The following is a 20,173-nucleotide window of genomic DNA, read 5'->3' as shown; positions in this document are numbered from 1 at the left end:
ATAATTGATAAAACGGAGGAATTGTATGAACGTATTGCTTGCTTTTGTCATTACGATGGCGGTTTTATTGGTATCGCTTATCGCGTTTAAAGTCAGCCCCGGCGTTTCGCTTTTTGCTTGCGCCGTTTTAATGGCATTGTTGTGCGGGCTGCCTTTACATGATATTCTCTCTTACATTACGAGCGGATTCGGAAATATCATGACCGCGATAGGTTTGTTGATTTTATTCGGCGGAATATTCGGTATGATGCTCGGAGATTCGGGAGGAATGGAAGAATTGGCCAAAGGTCTGCTTCGGACTTTCGGCAAAAAAAACGATATGCTTGCGCTCAACTTGGCGGGCTTTATCGTATCCATTCCGGTATATTTCGGTTCGGCATATATAACGCTTAATCCCTTGGTAAACAGCTTACAAAAACTTACTAAAAAAAATACGGGCGCTTATGTTGCGGCTTTGTTTACGGGATTGCTTTTAACGCACTGTATCGTAGCTCCTACGCCCGGCCCCTTAGCCGTTGCGGGGCAATTGGGTGCCAATATAGGGTGGTTTATCGTTTACGGTATTGTCGTTTCGCTTCCCGCAAGCTTGCTGTGCGGATGGCAATATGCGAATATGCTCAACAGGCGGACATTACCCGAAAATAAAGAAGCGCTGAAGCAAGAAGCCGCGATATTGTCGAAGAATGAAGAATTGCTCAAAGCCGATAAAACAAAGCCTTCTGCAGGTTTGACGCTCGCGTTGATTGCGTTTCCCATTGTCTTAATAATTATTAATTCGGTTTTTAAGGCAGTATTGCCGGCAGAACTCCCACTCGTCGTTTTTTTCGGATTTGTCGGAAACAACAATGTGGCGCTCTTTATCGCTATGTTGGTCACGGGCATCGTACTGCGTAAATATTTGGTTCCCGCCAATGCAGCTTCGCTTTGGAATTATATAGACAGAGTGTCGGATAAAATGGGAAATATTTTAATGGTCATCGGCTGCGGTAATTGTTTCGGTACCATATTGCAAAAAAGCAAACTCGATACGGCTTTAATCGATCTGCTTTCACGGATGAATATTCCCGTTTTATTGTTGGCATTTATGCTCGCTATGATTATCCGCGCTGCCGTCGGTTCCGCAACGGTGGCAATGCTCACGGCGGTCGCTATTGTAGGCCCGTCGGCCGTCGAAATGGGATATTCCCCGATTATCATAGGTTTGGCAATTTGTACGGGAACGGTCGGACTTACTTTGCCGACAGATGCCGCCTTTTGGCTGCCGGCGCGTTACAGCAATATAACGGTAAAAGAAGCCTTCGCGGCTACAACATGGCCGACGACTTTTGCGAGTTTAACCGGATTTGCAATTCTATTGCTGCTCAATGCATTTGCGCATGTCTTACCGGGAATACTGTAATTTTTAATAATTCGGTATAGGGGAATTTAAAGCCGTATGCTTTGAGTTCCCCGGCATTAAATTTAATACATCTACGGAAATATACAGAGGAAATCGTATGTGTGTATCGGATCGACAAATTTGCGGAAAAACGATACGGGAATGGCAGCAGGAATACCCGATTGTAAAAGATATATGCGCCTGCAGAGAAACGGTTTGGTGTAATCCGCACAAAGAGCCTTTTGAAAAAGCCGCATCATCATGCCCGTTTTCCGTAATCGATGTTGAAGAGGCCGAAGCGAGATTGGAACGTTTTGCGCCGTATTTTAAATCGGCCTTTCCGGAAACGAAAAGCACAAACGGTATCCTCGAATCTCCGATACGGGAAATACCGAATATGAAAGCGTTATTGGAAAGCGAAGAAGATATTAAAATTCCCGGAAAGCTGTACATCAAATTGGACAGCCATTTGCCCATATCGGGTTCGATTAAAGCCCGCGGCGGTATTTACGAAGTGTTAAAAATTGCGGAGGATATTGCGCTGGAAAACGGGTTTATACGTGAAAGCGACGATTATACGCGGTTCGATACCGATGCGTTTCGCAAACTTTTTTCCCAATACACTATTGCAGTCGGATCGACCGGTAATTTGGGACTTTCTATCGGTATCATGAGCGCAAAACTCGGTTTCAAAGCGGCGGTACATATGTCGGCCGATGCCAGACAATGGAAAAAAAATATGCTCCGTAAAGCAGGCGTCGAAGTTATTGAATACGAATCGGATTACGGTATTGCGGTTGCCGAAGGGCGAAAAGCCGCACAGCACGATCCCTGCTGCCGTTTTATCGACGATGAAAATTCTCAAACACTCTTTTTGGGATATGCCGTAGCGGGACTGCGTTTAAAGAAACAATTGGAAGAACGGAAAATACCGGTTGATGCCGAACATCCGCTGTTTGTCTACTTACCTTGCGGGGTGGGCGGGGGACCGGGAGGAGTCGCCTTCGGCTTAAAAACGGTTTTCGGCGATGCCGTTCATTGTTTTTTTGCCGAGCCGACGCATTCTTGTTGTATGCTGCTCGGTATGGCGACGGGTGAAAACAACCGTATCAGCGTACAGGATTTCGGATTGGACAATCGTACTGCGGCAGACGGTTTGGCTGTCGGCAGGGCTTCGGGATTCGTCGGTGCATTGATGCTTCCTTTTATAAGCGGTTGTTATTCCCTTGAAGATAAGCGTCTGTTTCATATGCTTACGGCTCTTGCCGATACGGAGGATATATATTTGGAGCCGAGCGCTTTGGCGGGTATGTACGGTCCCGTATTGACGGAAAAATCTCCGCAATTTCGCAGCTATGTCGAGAAAGAAAATTTGCGCGCGTTAATGATCCAAGGTACGCATATGGTTTGGGCAACGGGCGGCAGTATGGTTCCGAAAAATGAAATGGCGTCTTATTATAAACAAGGACAAAATTCCTAAAACAGTGTACAGTCCCAATAGTAATTGATTTTGGTGAATTCTCGAAAATTTACTCGACTAAATCGATGGAAATGTTTATATTTAAGAGAGTACCGATTTAGTGTTTCGATATTTTTATGAATGGGGCTGTCATGAGCGATGAAATCAAAGATAAAAAAGACGACAATAAAGACGATCCGTACAATTTTTTTAAATTTGCAGGGCCGGACAACAACGATAAAAAGAAAAAAGACGATGACAATAACCGCTCGCGGTTTCCGCTGTGGGCGCTTATGCTCCTCGTGCTCGCAGTCCTCGCGCTGGTCAATATGTTCGTCATGTCCAAGCCCGACAACCTCGTGGATTTTTCCGAATTCCGCCGCCTTATCGAAGACGGAAAGATCGTTTCGGTCGAACTCGGCGAAACCTATTTTACCGGTTACGGTCCCGAGCGCGCAGTTTCTTCGGAGCAGAGCGCGAAAGGCTATATGCTTTTTCCCGTTCAAACGCGCAGCCGGCAGGAATACAAAACGCTCTGCGTACTGGGCCTAAGCGAAGGACTCATCGAACTGATGAACGAAAAGGGCGTCGATTATAAATTCGTGCTTCGGCAAAACAATTACCTGCTTCCGATCCTTGTTAATTTGATACCGATCGTTTTTATTTTTATCATGTATTTTTTAGTGCTTCGAAAGATGGGGAGCGGCATGGGCGGCGGTATGGGAAGCATTTTCGGCGCGGGGCAGTCGCGCGCGAAAGCCGTCGAAGAGGGGAAAGTGAAAACGCGCTTTTCCGACGTCGCGGGAGTGGACGAAGCGAAAGACGAGCTTATCGAAGTCGTCGATTTTTTAAAGCAGCCGAAAAAATATACCGACATCGGCGGTAAGATCCCGAAGGGCGTGCTGCTCGTCGGACCTCCGGGTACGGGTAAAACGCTCCTTGCGCGCGCTGTCGCGGGAGAAGCGGGCGTGCCCTTTTTCCGCATTTCCGGTTCGGACTTCGTCGAAATGTTCGTCGGCGTCGGTGCGAGCCGCGTGCGCGACCTCTTCCGCCAAGCGCGGGAAAAAGCGCCGTGCATCATCTTTATCGACGAACTCGATGCGATCGGCAAAAGCCGCATGAACAATCTCGGCGGCAACGACGAACGCGAACAGACGCTCAACCAGCTCCTCGTCGAAATGGACGGCTTCGATAACGAAAAAGGATTGATCATTTTAGCGGCGACGAACCGCCCCGACATACTCGATCCCGCGCTTTTGCGTCCCGGCCGCTTTGACCGCCAAGTGCCCGTCGAACGTCCCGACGTCAAGGGCAGGGAAGAGATTTTGCGCATCCATGCAAAAAATGTCAAGCTCGATTCCGACGTTGATTTCGAATCTCTTGCGCACGGTACGATAGGTTTTGCGGGGGCCGACCTCGCGAACGTCGTAAACGAAGCGGCTCTCCTCGCCGTACGCAACGGGCACGCAAAAGTGACTATGTCCGATTTTAACGACGCGATCGACAAAGTGAGCATCGGTCTCAAAAAAAAGACACGCAAGGAAAACGAAAAAGAGCGGCGCATCGTCGCGTTCCACGAAACGGGGCACGCGCTCGTCGGCGCTTTTACGCCCGACTATCCTCCGGTCAACAAGATCACCGTCGTTCCGCGCTCTCACGGTATCGGCGGCTTTACGCAGTATCGCGAAGAAGAAGAAAAGACGCTGGAGACGAAACGCGATTTGATCAACGAAGTCGACGTGCTCCTCGGCGGACGAGCTGCCGAACAGGTTATCTTCGACGAGATTTCGACGGGAGCCGCAAACGATATCCAGCGTGCAACCGATACGATCCGCAAAATGATCACTGCTTACGGCATGAGCGACCGATTTAAAAACGTTACGCTCGGAAAATCGGGGCAGGGATACGGGGCTGCCGAACCGCAGCTCGTGCGCGAGTATTCGGAAGAAACGCAAAAATATATCGACGAAGAGATAGCCCGCATTATGGCCGAGCGCTACAAATCCGTCGTCGCTCTTTTGAAAAAGCACCGCGAGCTGCTCGAATACATCGCAAAGTATCTGCTCGAAAAAGAGACGATGGACGGCAAAGAATTCGAAGAGATCGTCAAAGCCGAAGCTCACGCAAAAGCGATCGAAGACGCGTCGAAACCCGCCGCGAAAAAATCGGCAAAACGCGTGTAGACTCGGCGGTGGGGTGCGACGCTTTTGCAGGCTGTGTGCGATCCGCCAAAAGCGCATTCCGTGTACAAAGAATTTTTTGTAAGCGGCATTCGAGCGCGTTAATGTCCGCCGTTCCCGGATACGGCTGCCCGTGTTTGGAAAGGGGCTGTCCTTTCTTTTTGGACAGCCCCTTTTGCCGCTGCCGTTTTGAAGCAGCGGCACGAGCGGAAAAGCTTTGTTGTTATAGACTGCTGCTGTCGCCCTTAAAATCAAGCGTATAGGTGTTGCTTTCGACTGTTATTGAAACGGTGCCGTTACCCTTGTCGGTGATGTTTACAGTAATCGTTCCGCTTCCCGAACCCTGTTCCGTGCTGGTAAAGAGAGTCCCTTCCGCGTTTATTGTTCCGCGGTAGGATTTATGGTTATACCAAAAATAATAGTCCGAGTCCTTTTTTCTTATCTGTATATCTTCATTCTTGTTCCAGTAGATCCCGCGTTGTTCAAACCATTTTTTCGAACTATCGTACGTCTCCTCTAGACGAAATCCGTATGTTTTTTCGGTCGTGTCATACTCAATGTCGTAGATACAGATCCTGGGTGTTGTATTCGAATTTACGTATTCCGCATAGGCGGCATCAGGTACTCCTTGCTTCATTGCTAAAGCTTTATGTGCGGCGCTGCCGATTTCGTACCACTTTCCGTTCAGCATGTCATGCGTTTGCCATAGTTTAAGGGTTTTTGCCGTCATATTGAGGTCTTGATATCCAAATTTTTTGCCGAGCGTATTCGTGTTTGAGGCCGAAGTCTCGGTATCTGTATACCATATTTCGCTATCGGTAAAAGTCAAGTTTCTAGTAGTGGTTTTGCCGTCCTCGGTGACAGGTTTCGATATTTCCCTAATGCGCTTTAAGGCGACGGTAAAGTCTTTCGGTACTGTATCGCTATTATAACTAAGCGTCGCCGTAAGTTTTACGGGTATATCGCGCAAGTCTCGCTCAGCAGGAGTTATTTTGCCGTCGGCGGCTATTAAAGAAGGTTTATCCGAAGTCCACGTTATGCTTGCACCGGGAACATCCGAAAAAGAAGTAGGAAGGTTTATGTCGGTTTCCGTTTCCGAAGGCAGGTTGATGCTTTTTATAAGATCGGCAGCCGTCAACGTCGACGAGTTTTTCTGCACGACTACGGTAAACTTCCTTTCTTTTAAAAAGGCGCCCTTTTCAGCCTTTGCCGTTAAGGTTACGTCGGTCTTTTCTTCAGGCGGTGTAACGTCGTATGCTCCGGAAGGTGAGCCGGTGACGTTTATGACCGCGGTTTTATCGGACGTCCAGGTCAGGCCGTCGCCTGAAAGTGTAATCTTTTTTCCCGTGCCTACGATGAATGTAGGAGCCGCACCCGCTTTACTTATGGCCTCATTAACCCATTGTTCATCGGGATGTATCGTCGGGATCGTTATTCCGCTTCCGCCGGTGTCCGAGGATCCGTTCGCGCAGCTTGTCACCGATACGACAGCCAGTACGGCACCGAAAAATAAAATTGTTAATTTTAAAAAGAGAGCTTTACCGAATACCCCCCCTATACAAATGTATAGATTTTGCTTTGCTCATTGTATACCTCCATCATAAAAATAATTTTGAATATTCATATCAAAACTGCCGCTTTCTTGATCGGAATTTTAAAATAAAATATTCATAACTATTATTATATTATATATTTTGTAATATGTAAATCACGTTGATGCAGAAAATTTAAATCGAAGTCCGAGTATGACGAATGCAGCAGCCGAACTCGGCTTTGGGACGAGTGTCCGTGCGCAGCGAAACGCACTTTCGGCACGCTTGACAGACTTCAGTATTTTTGAATATATTTACTCATATTTAAGATCATACCCCGGAGGTATTCGATATGAAAATGCTCGGTAAATGTGCAGGTTTTGTGCTTGCTGCGGTTTTGGCGCTTTTTGCGTCGGGCTGTTCCAAAAGTGAAAGCGATACGATTAACATAGGCGGTATCTTTCCGCTGTCGGGCGACGTCGCCGTATACGGTGTCGAATGCAAAAAAGGCATCGACCTTGCGATCGGTGAAATCAACGAAGCGGGCGGCGTAAACGGTAAAAAAATCGTTCTCATCGGAGAAGACGATGAAGGCAAACCCGATAAAAGCGTCAACGCGTTCAAAAAATTGACGACAAAAGATAAAGTGAAATTCATCGTCGGCTCGCTTACGTCAGGCTGCGTGCAGGCCGTAACGACGCTCGCTCAGGCAAGCCGCGTCATCCAAATCGCGCCGGCGGCTACGTCTCCCGCAATCACCGATGCGGGCGATTATATTTTCCGTGCGTGCTTTATCGATCCCTTTCAGGGAACGGTCGGCGGTAAATTCGCAACGGAAACGCTCGGTGCAAAACGCGCCGCCGTTTTGTACGACATTCAAAACGATTATTCCGTCGGGCTCGAAGAAAATTTCGTCAAAGCATTTGAAGCCGGCGGCGGAACGGTCGTCGCGCGCGAATCGTATTCGACCGGCGATAAGGATTTCAACGCGCAGCTTACGAAAATTAAAAACGCGTCACCCGATGTCGTTTATATTCCCGATTACTACGGTACGGTTGCGCTCATCGCGCGCCAGCTCCGCATGCAGGGCATAACGACGCCGATCGTCGGCGGGGACGGATGGGACGGACTGTCCGGAAACGCAGGTGACGAAGTGCTCAACGGATTTTATTCGAATCACTATGCGGTCGATTCGGAGGTTCCTGCAGTGCAGAAATTCGTTTCGGCCTTTAAGACAAAATACAATTCCGCGCCCAACGCGTTTGCGGCTCTCGGCTACGACAGCGTGTACATGCTGCGCGATGCGATCGTAAAAGCCGGAACCCTCGACGTCGCTTCCGTCCGCTCGGCTCTTGAGCAGACGGACGGCGATTACGTTACGGGGCATTTGACTTTCGATGCCCGGCACAATCCCGTCAAGTCCGCGGTCATGCTCGAACTCGTGCGCGGAGCGGACGGAAAATTGACGAGCGTGTATAAGACGACGGTCAATCCCTAAGGCTTTTTTTGTACGGCAAGAGGCGCCCCTTCCTTTGCGAAGCCGGCGCCTTTTTTTGTACGCGGTATGCAAATTATTAATGCAGGCAACCGTCCTGGAAATGCGTGCATATAAAAATAGTGTACAGACAGATAAAAAAGGCGGAACGCGAGGCAGCGGCAGTGCCGCCGAACCGCTCTGACCGATGGCAAGCAATCTTTTTGTTAAAAAAGATTGCGCAGTCCGATTCCGATTACGGTCAGCCGCGGTGAACGGCAGGGCTGCTGCCGGGAGAGCAGCCGATTTTTACATTGCACGCTATCTTTTAAAAGGCATAGTTTCCGGGACGGTTGCCATGAATTATTAATGAGCGTTTTATTGAATAATCGGCGCGGATATGGTACTGTAAAACTTACCGTTTAATACAGGAAATGAAAAGGTTGGAAAAGGTTTAGGAATCGGCTATGAATAACGGTTTACTGTTTTTACAGCAGCTCATCAACGGGCTTTCGCTCGGCAGCATCTACGCGCTCATCGCGCTCGGCTATACGATGGTTTACGGCATTGTAAAACTTATCAATTTTGCTCACGGAGACGTCGTCATGATGGGAGCGTACGCGGGCTATTTCGTGCTTGTCGCGCTCGGATCTGCGCCTTCGGTCGCAGCAAGCGTCACTCCGGTAAGCCTCGTGCTCGCATTCGCCGCGGCTATGGTCGTTTGCGCCATGCTTTCGCTTGTCATCGAGCGCTTTGCCTACCGTCCGCTCCGCTCGGCTCCGCGCCTAAATTCTCTCATCACGGCGATCGCGGTCGAACTCATCTTGCAAAATACGATGCGCGTGCTGCCCTTCGTCGGGCCCGATCCTCGCCAGTTTCCGACGATTGCGGTAAAAAACTTTTTATTCGGCTCTCTTGCCGTATCGAACATCCAGTGTATCGTCATCGCATCGAGTGCGTTTTTGATGATCGTTTTAAATTATATCGTAAACAGGACGAAGACGGGCAAAGCGATGCAAGCCGTTTCGTTCGATATGCAGGCCGCTTCGCTCATGGGGATCAGCGTCAACCGCATCATCGCGGTCACTTTCGTTATCGGCTCGATCCTCGCAGGTGCGGGCGGCGTTTTGTATGCGACCGCTTATCCGCAAGTCGATCCGATGATGGGGTATATGCCCGGTCTCAAAGCCTTTATCGCGGCGGTTCTCGGCGGCATCGGTTCGATCCCCGGTGCGATGTTCGGCGGTATCCTTCTCGGCATCGCGGAAACGCTCACGAAGGGCTTTCTCTCTTCGCAGTACGCGGATGCGATTTCGTTTTCGATTTTAATAATCGTCCTTTTGGTAAAGCCGTCGGGCATATTCGGAAAAAGCCGCACGGTAAAAGTGTGATGCGCCAAGCGTAGGAATACGGCTTTCGTATCGCATAGGAGTTATTATTAATTATGAAAAATACACTGCTGAAAAATATGCTTGTTCCGGGTGTGTGCGCACTGCTCGCCGTCGCGCTTCCCGCCCTTCTCATACGCTTGGAAATCATCGATGCGTATACCGCGCAGATACTCACGCTGTCGGCGGTCAACGCGATCATGGCGCTCAGCGTCAATATGATCTGCGGCATCACGGGGCAGCTGTCGCTCGGACAGGCGGGCTTTATGGCGATCGGCGCGTATGCGACGATTTTGCTTTCGACGAACGCGCACGTGCCGCTGCCCCTTTCGATTCTTGCCGCCGGTATCCTTACGTCGTTTTTCGGATTTCTCATCGGTTTTCCGACGCTCAAACTCGAAGGCGATTACCTTGCGATCGTAACGCTCGGCTTCGGTGAAATAATCCGCGTCGTACTTGTAAATCTCAAACGATGGACGGGAGGCCCCAACGGTAAACAGTTTCCGACGGTGCTGACACTTGATCCCGCGCTCGCGTATACGGTCATCGTCGGAACTCTCGTCGCCCTCATTATTCTGCTTCAGAACTTTATACGCTCGACTTACGGACGTGCAATCCTCGCCGTACGCGAAGACGAAATTGCCGCAAACGCTGCGGGCATCGATGTGTTTAAATATAAGATGCTCGGTTTCGTCGTCGCCTCTTTTGTCGCGGGTATAGGAGGGGCGCTCTACGCGCCTTTTATCGGATTCGTAAAACCCGACCAGGCGTCGTTTACGAAGAGCATCGATTATCTCATCTTCGTCGTGCTCGGCGGCATGGGTTCGACGACCGGAAGCGTGCTCGCGGCCTTTGTGCTCACTTATGTGCAGGAGTTTTTGCGTTTTTTGCAAAACTATCGCCTGCTCATTTATCCTGTTATCCTCATTATCGTGATGATATTCCGCCCGCAGGGACTTATGGGTATGAAAGAATTTTCGTTCGTCCGCACCTTTGATAAAATCGCTTCGGCGCTCTGTCGCGGCAAAAAAACGGAGGCGCGCAATGGCTGATGAAAAAAAACTCGTGCTCGAAGCGAGCGACGTTTCGATTATCTTCGGCGGCTTGTGTGCGGTGAGCGAATTTTCGTGCGAACTGCGTGAAGGAAGGCTCTACGGTTTGATCGGCCCGAACGGCGCGGGAAAGACGACGCTGTTCAATATGATCAGCGGTATCTATACGCCGACTTCCGGACAGCTTTCGTTTTGGGATAAAAACGGCAAAGTCCGCATCATCAATAAAATGAAGCCCGCCGGGCTCAACGCGATCGGCATCGCGCGCACCTTTCAAAACATTAGGCTTTTCGGAAATCTTTCGGTGTCCGATAACGTGCGCATCGCGCTGCATTCGTCGCGTACGGTTTCCCCTCTCGACGTACTGCTGCGTACTCCGAAGTTCCGGCGCGACGAAAAAATGATGAGCGAACGGGCGATGCATCTTTTGCAGCTGTTTAAAATCGACGGCAAAAAAGACTCACTTGCGCGCAATCTGCCGTACGGCGAACAGCGCAAACTTGAAATCGCACGCGCCCTTGCATCGAAGCCGAAACTCCTCTTGCTCGACGAACCTGCTGCCGGAATGAATCCGCAGGAAACGGCGGAACTCATGCGCATGATCGATTTTATCAGAAAGGAATTCGATTTGGCGATTTTGCTCATCGAGCACGATATGAAGCTCGTCATGGGAATTTGCGAACACATCATGGTGCTCGATTACGGCCGCATCATAGCTGAAGGAAAACCGGAAGAGATTCGGACGAATCCGCAGGTCATCAAAGCCTATCTCGGTCGGGACGCGTCGTAAACGAGAATCGATTCTTATTAATTTTTGTAAGGAGGTACGATGAGTACGCTGCTCGAAGTTAAAAACCTTACCGTCTCATACGGCGCGATCAAAGCGTTGCACGATATTTCCTTTTCGGTCGAAGACAAAGAAGTCATCACGCTGATAGGATCGAACGGCGCGGGAAAAACGACGACGCTGCACGCCGTTTCGAATATTTTGAAAAAGGATGCGGGAAGCGTTTTTTTCGACGGAGAGGCCATCACCGATTGCCCACCCGACAAAATCGTCGAGCGCCGTTTGATTCAGGTGCCGGAAGGCCGGCGTATTTTCCAAAACCTTTCGGTGCGCGAAAACCTCGAACTCGGCGCCTATTTGCGGCGCGACAAGGCGGAAATCCGGCGCGATACGGAAAAAGTGTTCGAGCTTTTTCCGCGTTTAAAAGAACGCGTAAAGCAAAATGCGGGAACGCTTTCCGGAGGCGAGCAGCAGATGCTCGCGATGGGCCGCGCCCTCATGGCTTCTCCGAAACTGCTTTTGCTCGACGAACCTTCTATGGGGCTTGCGCCGATCCTCGTCGACGAAATCTTTTCTATTGTAAAAAAAATCAGTGCGGAAGGGACGACGATCCTGCTCGTCGAACAAAATGCGTATAAAGCGCTTTCCGTTGCTGACCGCGCGTACATCCTCGAAACGGGCGCAATATCGAAGAGCGGAAAGGCGGCCGACCTCGCTGCCGATCCCGCCGTAAAAGCGGCTTACCTCGGCGGCTGAAATCATCACGCGCGGACGACGGTTGCTGCGTATGTTGCGGATTTTTTTTGCGGTACCGGAGTACAGCGACCGATAAAAAAACGCAGCATAGCGGTAAAATCGTGCGGAATGTGTTATAATACTAAGCAGGTGCAGGAGGATTTGTATGATTGTAAAAGATGTGATGACGCGAAACCCGGTGTACGTTTCTCCGGAAACGACGCTCACGGAAGCGAAAGCGCTTATGATGAAAAAGACCATCAGTAAGCTGCCCGTTATCGATAAAAACGACAGACTCGCCGGCATCATCACAAAAAATGATTTGGCAAAAGCCGGTCCCTCCGATGCGACCACGCTCGATATGTATGAAATCGGCTATCTGCTTTCGAAGCTCACCGTCGAAAAAATCATGACAAAAAAAGTCGTGACGGTTTCGGAAAACGAAATCGTCGAAGAAGCGGCGCGCATCATGGTCGACAATCAAATCGGATGTCTTCCCGTTATGAAAGACGATATCCTCATCGGCATCGTAACGGAAAGCGATCTCTTTCACTTGTTTACGAATATGTTCGGTGCCCGCCACGAAGGAGTGCGCGTGACGATAAGCAGCGCCGACAAGCCCGGTCAGCTCGCAAAGATCGCCGAAAAGATCGCGGCGCTCAACGGCAATATCGTTTCCGTCGTTACCGACGAGCTGAAAGAGCCCGGCGTGCGCCGTCTCACGGTAAAAGCGACCGACATAACGCTCGAAGCGATGCAGTCGGTGCTTTCGGACTGCGGCGTTTCCGTAGAAGATATCCGCGTCGTGTGACCGAGTTTTTGAAAATACCTATTTGCTTTTGCGGCGGACTGTCAGTATTTTATAAACGATGAAAGCACAGACAAAAACGCTTATCGACAGATTTCTCAGAACCTACCGCGAAGTTTTTTCCGATAAGGATTTTGCGCGCATACTCGGCAAAATGGGCGTGCGCGCGACGCGCACGATATGTGAAGAATACCTCGCTTCAAGCGATTGCGTTTTTGCGCTGGACGACGGATTCTACATTACGCGGGCGGGCGCGTTTTCGAACCGCTTTTTCAGCTTTAAACCGACGAGAGCGGAAGTCGAACACAACTGTTTTGCGGCGGGGGGAAGGTGCATGCCCTTCGTCGATCCCGAAATGCTTCCGTCTTCGCTCACCTTTACGTACAAAGGCGAAGCGCTTTCACAAAAGGTCGTAACCTTTGCCGGCGCGGATGCGGCTGATCTTTTTGCCCTCTACGGTGCGGAATTCGCTTCTCAATATATTGCAGCCGACCCTGCGAATAAAGGGATGGATTTGGCATCTCAGGATTTTGAGCTGCCGCCCGAAGTGCATCTTACGGTCAATTCACTCGAGCCGCTCGTCAAATACTGCTCTTTCAAATACGGCGACCGCATTTTGTGTCGCGTCGTCGATTGGGATTTCGGCCGGATCGAAGTCGTACCGGTAAAGCGCGATGAAAACCCGATGCGCATGCAAACCGACGATCTCGAACGGCAAAATTGGTATGCGAGGCTCGAATCCGATCTCCTTGAAAGTTTCGCCGTTGTGGGGCCCTGTGCGTCGATCGAAGAGCAGCTCGCCTGCGTTTTTTTTGACGACGTAAAAGCGCTGTGTACGGCGCATTGCGGTTCGGTCGAAGAGTTCCTCCAGCAAAGCCGCAAAGTCGCCTACGAGCCTTTCGGAGTTGAAACGCGCTTGTGGAAAGCCGGTGAAGAAGTTCCCGCCGTCGGTACGTGGAATAATTTTTTGAACGTCGATGCTGATTCGTGTGACCGGATATTCGAAGATCTGGCTGCTCCGGATTTTGTTTTCGACGCGTATATTGAAGATCAGCTTTTCGAAAAAAAATACGATCCCGATCTCGTCCTCGATCGGATTTTGCCGGACGGCGTTCATTTAAAACCCGAAGAGCGGAAAATTCTTTTATTGCATATCGATTCGTGCCACGCTATAATAAAAAAGGATTACAACTGGTTTGCCGATTTTCATATCGGACCGCTGCGCCGCCGCGCCCTTGCGCTGTATCGGAAGGCGAATCAGCTCGTGTTGGAAATCGATCGATCCGCGGTAAACCTTGAGCGCTATCCGCAGCAGGAGCTCGTCATCCTGTCGCAGATATTCAATCATGTTTTGCACGTACTGGAGATAATCGAATGCGAGCCCGCCGCTGCGACCGAAGATGCCGATGAGATCGCGGCGTCCCTCGACGGCATGGAATGTAATTTTGAAGATATCAGCGGCGAACTTACCGATGCCGTCAAATCGGAAAAAAGAAACGGCTTTATCGTCGTAAAATAACGGCGAATACATTGCACTGTTTTTAATTTCAGGATTGCCGTTTTTTCATCGTACGATTTTTATAAATTATTTTATTAAATAATAATTATTAATTATTTTTGATAGGAGCGATTATGGACGAAAAAGCGATTAAAGCGGTTGCTGCGAGCGTACGCGGTCTTTCGATGGATGCCATTCAAAAGGCGAATTCGGGGCATCCGGGTATTCCGCTCGGAGCTGCGGAATTGGCGGCCGTTCTCTACGGCGACATATTAAAACACAATCCCGCCGACTCGAAATGGGCAGACCGCGACCGTTTTTTGATTTCCGCGGGACACGGCTCTATGTGGCTGTATGCGATTTTGCACCTTGCCGGCTACAAAGTGACGCTCGACGACATAAAGAGTTTCCGCCAAGTCGGTTCGAAGTGTCCGGGGCACCCCGAATACGGCGCGACGGACGGAGTCGAAAACACGAGCGGCCCGCTCGGACAGGGTGTGGCCATGGCGGTGGGCTCGGCAATTGCCGAGACGATGCTTGCCGCGCGATTCAATACGGCTTCTCGTAAAATCGTCGATCACTATACGTATTCGCTCGTCGGCGAAGGCTGCCTCCAAGAAGGCGTCGCCTCCGAAGCGTCGAGTCTTGCGGGGCACTTGAAGCTCGGAAAGCTCATCGTATTCTACGACGAAAATAAAATCAGCATAGACGGTTCGACCGATATCGCTTTTACCGACGATATCGCAAAGCGCTACGAAGCGTACGGCTGGCAGGTTTTGAAAGGTTCGATGTACGAACCTGAAAAAATTATTAAATTGACTGAAGAAGCGAAACAATGCACCGACAAACCGACGCTCATCATGCTTACGTCGGTCATCGGAAAATACGCGCCGAAGCAGGGCACGCCCGACGTACACGGCGCTCCCCTCGGAGAAGCAGGCGTAAAGGCTGCGAAAGAAGCGATCGGTTTGCCTTCCGACAAAGACTTTTACGTGCTCCCCGAAGCCTACGATTATTTTGCCGCAAAAAAAGCGGCGTATGCGGAACGCGAAGCGGAATGGAAAAAAGAATTCGAAGCGTGGTCTGAAGAAAATCCCGAACTTCGAAAAGAGTGGGACGCTTTCCATACCGACTCTCCCACGAACGACGTTCCCGACGTTTCATTCAAAGTCGGAGATTCCCTTGCAACGCGCGATGCGAGCGGCAAAGCGATCGTCATGATCGCAAAGCGTTACGGAAATTTCGTCGGCGGTTCTGCGGATTTGACAGGGCCGAATAAAACGAAGATCGACGATTTGGACGGAGTTTATTCGCCCGAAAATCGAAAAGGGCGCATGATCGAATTCGGCATCCGCGAGTTTGCGATGTCGGCGATCAGCGCAGGTATCAGTCTGCACGGAGGTCTTCGCCCGTTCTGTGCGACCTTCCTCGTGTTCAGCGATTACCTCCGTCCGTCGCTGCGCGTCGTATCTCTTATGAAGCAGCCGGTCATATACGTTTTTACGCACGATTCTATTTACGTCGGCGAAGACGGACCGACGCACCAGCCGGTCGAAACGCTCGCTTCTCTCCGTGCGATTCCCGGCGTACAAGTGCTCCGTCCGGGTGATGCCGAAGAGACGGTCGAAGCGTGGAAGATGGCCTACGAAAGCAAAGATCATCCGGTTTGCCTTGCGCTGACGCGGCAAAAACTTGCCGTATACGAAAAAGCCGACAAAGACTGGAAAAAGACGATCCGCACGGGCGCCTACGTCGTGCAGGAAGGAAGCGCCTCTCCGGATATTACCGTTCTCGCATCGGGTTCCGAAGTGAATACGGCGCTTGAAGCGGCGAAGCTCGTTCCCGAAAAAAAGATCCGCATCGTATCGGTTATCGATTTGAAGCGATTTTCCGAAGCGGACGATGCGGCGCGAAATAAAATCATCGGAAGTGCAAAGCGCATCGTCGCCGCAGAAGCGGGTATCGGTACGGAGTGGTTCCGCTTCGTAAAAGATCGCAGCGATATCTTCAGCATCGAAACCTTCGGCGAATCGGGGCCGGCGGAAAAAGTCGCAGAGCATTTGCACTTTACCGCTTCCGATCTCGCAAAGGTTCTGAAGCGCTGAGCGCCGTATCGCAGGTGAAAGCGCAGCCGCTTACGCTGAAAGCGCAAAGTAAAAATTGCGGGGCGGAATGAACGCAAACTTTGATTTGATTAATAAAAATTATTAAACCGGCTGTCCAAAAACTTCAGTTTTTGGACAGCTTCCTTGATTTTATATGCGATGTTTAAAATTAAGTCCTTGCAATATAAAGACTTAATTTTAAACTCGACGGGCTGTCGAAAAAGTAACCAACTTTTGAGACAGCCCCTTTTTTCTTTCAAACGGCTTGCTTCCGGAGTACGGCGGTATCGGGTAATGTGTTCGATATTCGGTCGATACTGTTTCGGACGGCGCATATCGGAAGAACCCGCCTTCCGCACTTCGCTCTCGCTCATCCGCGCTCGTGCGCGGACGCTTCGCGGTGCTCCACGCGGGCGTAGGCACATTTTGCAGCGCGCGGAATTTTCGAAAATGCCGCATTCGTGTGCTTTTTGCGCACACGTATATCCGCGAGTTTTCGGAAGAAAACTCGAAGTTAAATTGAACGGCGCTATTTCAGACGTTCAATTTAAACCTTCGATTTCCGACTCGGTGAGACCGGTCATCCGCTGTATAAAATCGGTAGGACAATTTTCACGCTGCATTAACTTTGCCGTTTCCCGTGCTTTTTGATACGACCCCGCGGCAATACCGTCGCGTCGACCTTGTAAGAGTCCGTCTCTTCTGCCTTTGCGTATCCCCCGCTCAAAACCGATCTTTTCACCTGCCATGCGTAAGTCATCTTCCCGTATATTTAACGACATATATACGCTCCTGAACTTTTCGTTCCGTTTCGCTTTTTCGACAAGCGCATCGATCTGCTGTGTAAAACCGCTCGTCGCCCGCCTCTCGCAAAGATACTGCAGCAAGGCGCTCAATTCAGGTTCGTCTTCTTTACCGTAGGCACCCACATTATAAAACACCTTAACGCTTTTGTCATCAAGAAAAAGCGTACCGTCGGCGGTACAGATATTGCAAAACTCGTGTACGGGTAACCCCACTCCGAAGGGATCCTGCGTACAGATAAAGATGACGTAGCTCTCTTTTAATTCTGCATAACTCTGGCCCCGCAAGAGGTTATCGACATCCATAAGGCTTTGGTAATAGCGTGTACGCTTGGGAAGAGAGGGCGGGATCGACGTTTGAATTTCGATATCGAATACACGCTCCGAGTCGGAAACATAGACGTCAAGGTGTATGCCCTTGCTTTCGTAAAACGGAGTGATCGTTTTTTGCAGCGAGGGATATTCGATTTTACCGACTTTGATATGCAAGAGCCGTTCGATGACGCCTTTGCAGATTGTTCTTTAAAATTGTACAGCGAGTAAATCTTCCGATTTAGGAGCTGTACAATTAGTGCGCGAGAGCGCACAGGTATATCCGCGAGTTTTCAAAAGAAAACTCGAAGTTAAACGAGACGCGCTATTTCAGCGTCTCGTTTAAACGCTTTGTTTTTCATGACCGTACCGAACATAAAGTCGTCGGTAAAGGAGAGTTCTTCGACGGGTTTATGGGTATATTCCATAGCTGCACCTTCGGTTATTGAGATTGTGCGGCAAGGAAGCCGCTGACCTATATATCGCCGATAAAGCAGTAAATTACGCGGTTTTTTATGAAAAATACATGGAAAACACCGATTAAACGTTCTTGTAGTTGTAATCGACTCTTGTCCTGAATTAATAATTAATAAATATTGTGAAAAGCGGCGGAATATGTTATAATAACAGTAAGATGTCGATTCGAAGTCCGCGAAAGCGGACACGTAGAATCGGTTCTTTGCAGAACGAGCCGGAGGCTCTAATATCCTGCAAAAGTTTTCAGAGGAGGTTTATGATGAACAAAGTAAAATCGACCCCTGTACGTTTGTATAGGGGGGGGGGGGAGCTCGGTAAAGCCCTTTTAAAAAAAGTACCGATTGCAGCGGCCGGCATTTTGCTGTTTGCCGCGACGTCGGTTTTTGTAAGTTGCGCGAACGGTAGCGATTCAGGCAACAACACCCCGCCCACACCGCCGACTAAGCACGCCGTAACGTTCAGCGTAGACGGCGGGGACGGTACGATCAAAGCGGAAGTTGACGGCCGCGAAATCCACACGGGCGACGCAGTGGAACAGGGCAAAATCGTCGAGTTTACCGCAACACCTGACAACCCCGCAACGCACAACGTTGATTTTTGGACGGTAAGCGCGGGCACCTTTGAAGCGGGAACCGGAGCAAGCGAGAGCACGATCGCAAAACTAAAGGTGGTGCAGCCGGCAACCGTAACGGTAAAGTTCAAACTTACAAGCGTACCGCCGACAAAGGTTAACGTAACTTTCGCCGTAAACGGCACGGGCGGCACGCTCAAAGCGGAAGTTGAAGGCGTCGAAATCAGTTCGCCCTATCAAGCGGAACGGAATAAGGTGATTGTCTTTACCGCAGCACCCGCAAACGAATACTACGCGGTGGAAAAATGGACAAACGGCGGAACCGACATCGCAGGAGAAACGAACGCAACATACAATCACACGGTAACGGCGGATGCAAACATCGCCGTGCACTTTAAACCCGCCCCCGTTGACGTATACGTAAGCGTAACAAGCAACAATAAAGCCTACGTGTACAAAAACGGCGTGCCCACGCAATTGAGTGCGCACGAAGCTGCCCCCGACGAGGTATGTCCGTATGCAGTGCGCTCCCGGGGAAAGGACGTATACATTGCAGGCGAGGAAATAAAGTACGGCACTGCCAGGCCGCTCGTGTGGGAAAAAGACGGCAGCCTGCACTGGATCGGCAATAACCAGTGGAGTAATGCGTATGACATCGCCTTTTATAAGGGAAAAACCCTTGTTGCAGGGAAAACGTATGACGGTACCGACAGCGGTGCAAGCATTACCGACATCAGCGACCCCGGCAACCCTGTCGTAACCTTTTTGTATAAAAAAACGCCCCCGACAGACTATGCGGAAGCCCACGCGCTGTGCGCAAGTACCGATACGCTATACGCGGCAGGTTATAAACAGCAAGGTTCCACCGAAAAAGCGTTTTTGTGGACACTTCCTGACGGCGGTACGATGCGCGAAACGGAATTGGGACTTCAAGGCTCTGGCATTCATAGCAGCGTCGTTCCCTACAGCCTGTGTACGGCAGGCTCTTCGGTCTATGTTGCAGCAGGCAATTTGTGGAAGGTAGAAGGCGGAACCGTTACCCAGATTAGCGTTTCCGGCACCAATGGAGTCTATGCCCTGTGTGTGCACGACGGCACCGTCTATGCCGCAGGATGGACGAACACCGGCAGAGCCGCTGTATGGAAAATCGAAGGGACAAGCGCTTCGCTGTATAAAGAGCTTTCAACCGTTTCTGTCGTAGTGTATGCGCTGTGCGCTGCCGGAGGCAACCTGTATGCCGCAGGCTCTTATCAAGACACCGACTACAAAGAGAAACCCGTGTGGTGGCACATTGCAGCAGACGGCACCGTTACCGAGAACAAACTCGGCACCGAAAAAGGCGAAGCGCGCGGTATTTGCGTTACGGCGCAGGAATAATGGGTAATTATTAATTGATAATTTCAATGGTTAATGTGTAATTGGTAATGGATAATTTAATTACAAATTACACATTACAAATTAACAATTGAATCGGCCGCTCTCAAGTCGGAAAAGTTCCGGCATTGGGGGGCGGTTTTTTTTGTGTGCGGGTGTAAGCGATTTTTACTCTTAAATAGTTACATCGCTCCCTTTTAAAGTCATTTAATCTGTGATATAATATGACAAGTGAGGGGG

14 protein-coding genes are annotated in these 20,173 nt (G+C 50.1%); 12 read left to right on the top strand and 2 right to left on the bottom strand.

Going from position 1 to position 20,173, the window contains the following annotated elements; translation table 11 throughout:
• Positions 1–25: 25 nt before the first annotated feature.
• The 3 genes from IZU26_RS08640 to ftsH all read left to right on the top strand — a co-directional run bounded on the left by IZU26_RS08640 (position 26) and on the right by ftsH (position 5,020).
• The gene (locus IZU26_RS08640; protein ID WP_433278335.1) at positions 26–1,399 is read left to right on the top strand and encodes a GntP family permease; all 1,374 of its coding nucleotides are present in this window, start codon (positions 26–28) and stop codon (positions 1,397–1,399) included.
• Between the two features lie 97 nt (positions 1,400–1,496).
• Complete coding sequence (locus tag IZU26_RS08635) at positions 1,497–2,858, top strand: D-serine ammonia-lyase (protein WP_433278333.1); 1,362 nt, start codon at positions 1,497–1,499, stop codon at positions 2,856–2,858.
• Between the two features lie 131 nt (positions 2,859–2,989).
• The gene (gene ftsH, locus IZU26_RS08630) at positions 2,990–5,020 is read left to right on the top strand and encodes an ATP-dependent zinc metalloprotease FtsH (RefSeq protein ID WP_433278605.1); all 2,031 of its coding nucleotides are present in this window, start codon (positions 2,990–2,992) and stop codon (positions 5,018–5,020) included.
• Between the two features lie 220 nt (positions 5,021–5,240).
• Here the strand turns inward: ftsH and IZU26_RS08625 are convergent, their stop codons facing one another.
• The gene (locus IZU26_RS08625; RefSeq protein WP_433278331.1) at positions 5,241–6,497 is read right to left on the bottom strand and encodes an immunoglobulin-like domain-containing protein; all 1,257 of its coding nucleotides are present in this window, start codon (positions 6,495–6,497) and stop codon (positions 5,241–5,243) included.
• A gap of 404 nt (positions 6,498–6,901) precedes the next feature.
• Between IZU26_RS08625 and IZU26_RS08620 the strand changes: the two genes are divergently transcribed.
• From IZU26_RS08620 to tkt, 8 genes are all read left to right on the top strand, one after another.
• Positions 6,902–8,047, top strand: a complete 1,146-nt coding sequence (locus tag IZU26_RS08620; RefSeq protein ID WP_433278329.1) for an ABC transporter substrate-binding protein — start codon at positions 6,902–6,904, stop codon at positions 8,045–8,047.
• Between the two features lie 443 nt (positions 8,048–8,490).
• Complete coding sequence (locus IZU26_RS08615; RefSeq protein ID WP_431725849.1) at positions 8,491–9,414, top strand: branched-chain amino acid ABC transporter permease; 924 nt, start codon at positions 8,491–8,493, stop codon at positions 9,412–9,414.
• Positions 9,415–9,467: 53 nt separating this feature from the next.
• Positions 9,468–10,463 (top strand): branched-chain amino acid ABC transporter permease, encoded by a 996-nt coding sequence (locus tag IZU26_RS08610; protein WP_433278327.1) that lies wholly within the window; start codon positions 9,468–9,470, stop codon positions 10,461–10,463.
• The gene (locus IZU26_RS08605) at positions 10,456–11,253 is read left to right on the top strand and encodes an ABC transporter ATP-binding protein (RefSeq protein WP_433278325.1); all 798 of its coding nucleotides are present in this window, start codon (positions 10,456–10,458) and stop codon (positions 11,251–11,253) included. The genes IZU26_RS08610 and IZU26_RS08605 overlap by 8 nt, the downstream gene beginning before the upstream one ends.
• 48 nt (positions 11,254–11,301) lie before the next feature.
• Positions 11,302–12,006, top strand: a complete 705-nt coding sequence (locus IZU26_RS08600; protein ID WP_433278603.1) for an ABC transporter ATP-binding protein — start codon at positions 11,302–11,304, stop codon at positions 12,004–12,006.
• Between the two features lie 145 nt (positions 12,007–12,151).
• Positions 12,152–12,796, top strand: a complete 645-nt coding sequence (locus IZU26_RS08595) for a CBS domain-containing protein (protein WP_433278323.1) — start codon at positions 12,152–12,154, stop codon at positions 12,794–12,796.
• Between the two features lie 58 nt (positions 12,797–12,854).
• Positions 12,855–14,312 carry a hypothetical protein gene (locus IZU26_RS08590; RefSeq protein ID WP_433278320.1) on the top strand — a complete coding sequence of 486 codons (1,458 nt, stop codon included), beginning with the start codon at positions 12,855–12,857 and terminating at the stop codon, positions 14,310–14,312.
• Between the two features lie 113 nt (positions 14,313–14,425).
• Positions 14,426–16,396 carry a transketolase gene (gene tkt / locus IZU26_RS08585; protein ID WP_433278318.1) on the top strand — a complete coding sequence of 657 codons (1,971 nt, stop codon included), beginning with the start codon at positions 14,426–14,428 and terminating at the stop codon, positions 16,394–16,396.
• 542 nt (positions 16,397–16,938) lie between these two features.
• Here the strand turns inward: tkt and IZU26_RS08580 are convergent.
• Complete coding sequence (locus IZU26_RS08580; protein ID WP_433278316.1) at positions 16,939–17,688, bottom strand: Rpn family recombination-promoting nuclease/putative transposase; 750 nt, start codon at positions 17,686–17,688, stop codon at positions 16,939–16,941.
• Positions 17,689–18,247: 559 nt separating this feature from the next.
• Between IZU26_RS08580 and IZU26_RS08575 the strand changes: the two genes are divergently transcribed.
• A complete protein-coding gene (locus IZU26_RS08575) occupies positions 18,248–19,936 on the top strand; it encodes a hypothetical protein (RefSeq protein WP_433278314.1) in 1,689 nt (562 codons plus the stop codon).
• Positions 19,937–20,173 lie beyond the last annotated feature (237 nt).

The organism is Treponema sp. SP13 (assembly GCF_050938355.1).
GTDB classification, from domain to species: Bacteria; Spirochaetota; Spirochaetia; order Treponematales; family Treponemataceae; genus Treponema_D; species Treponema_D socranskii.
Note: the sequence above shows the minus strand (reverse complement) of the source record. Positions and strands in the feature narration are given on the sequence as shown.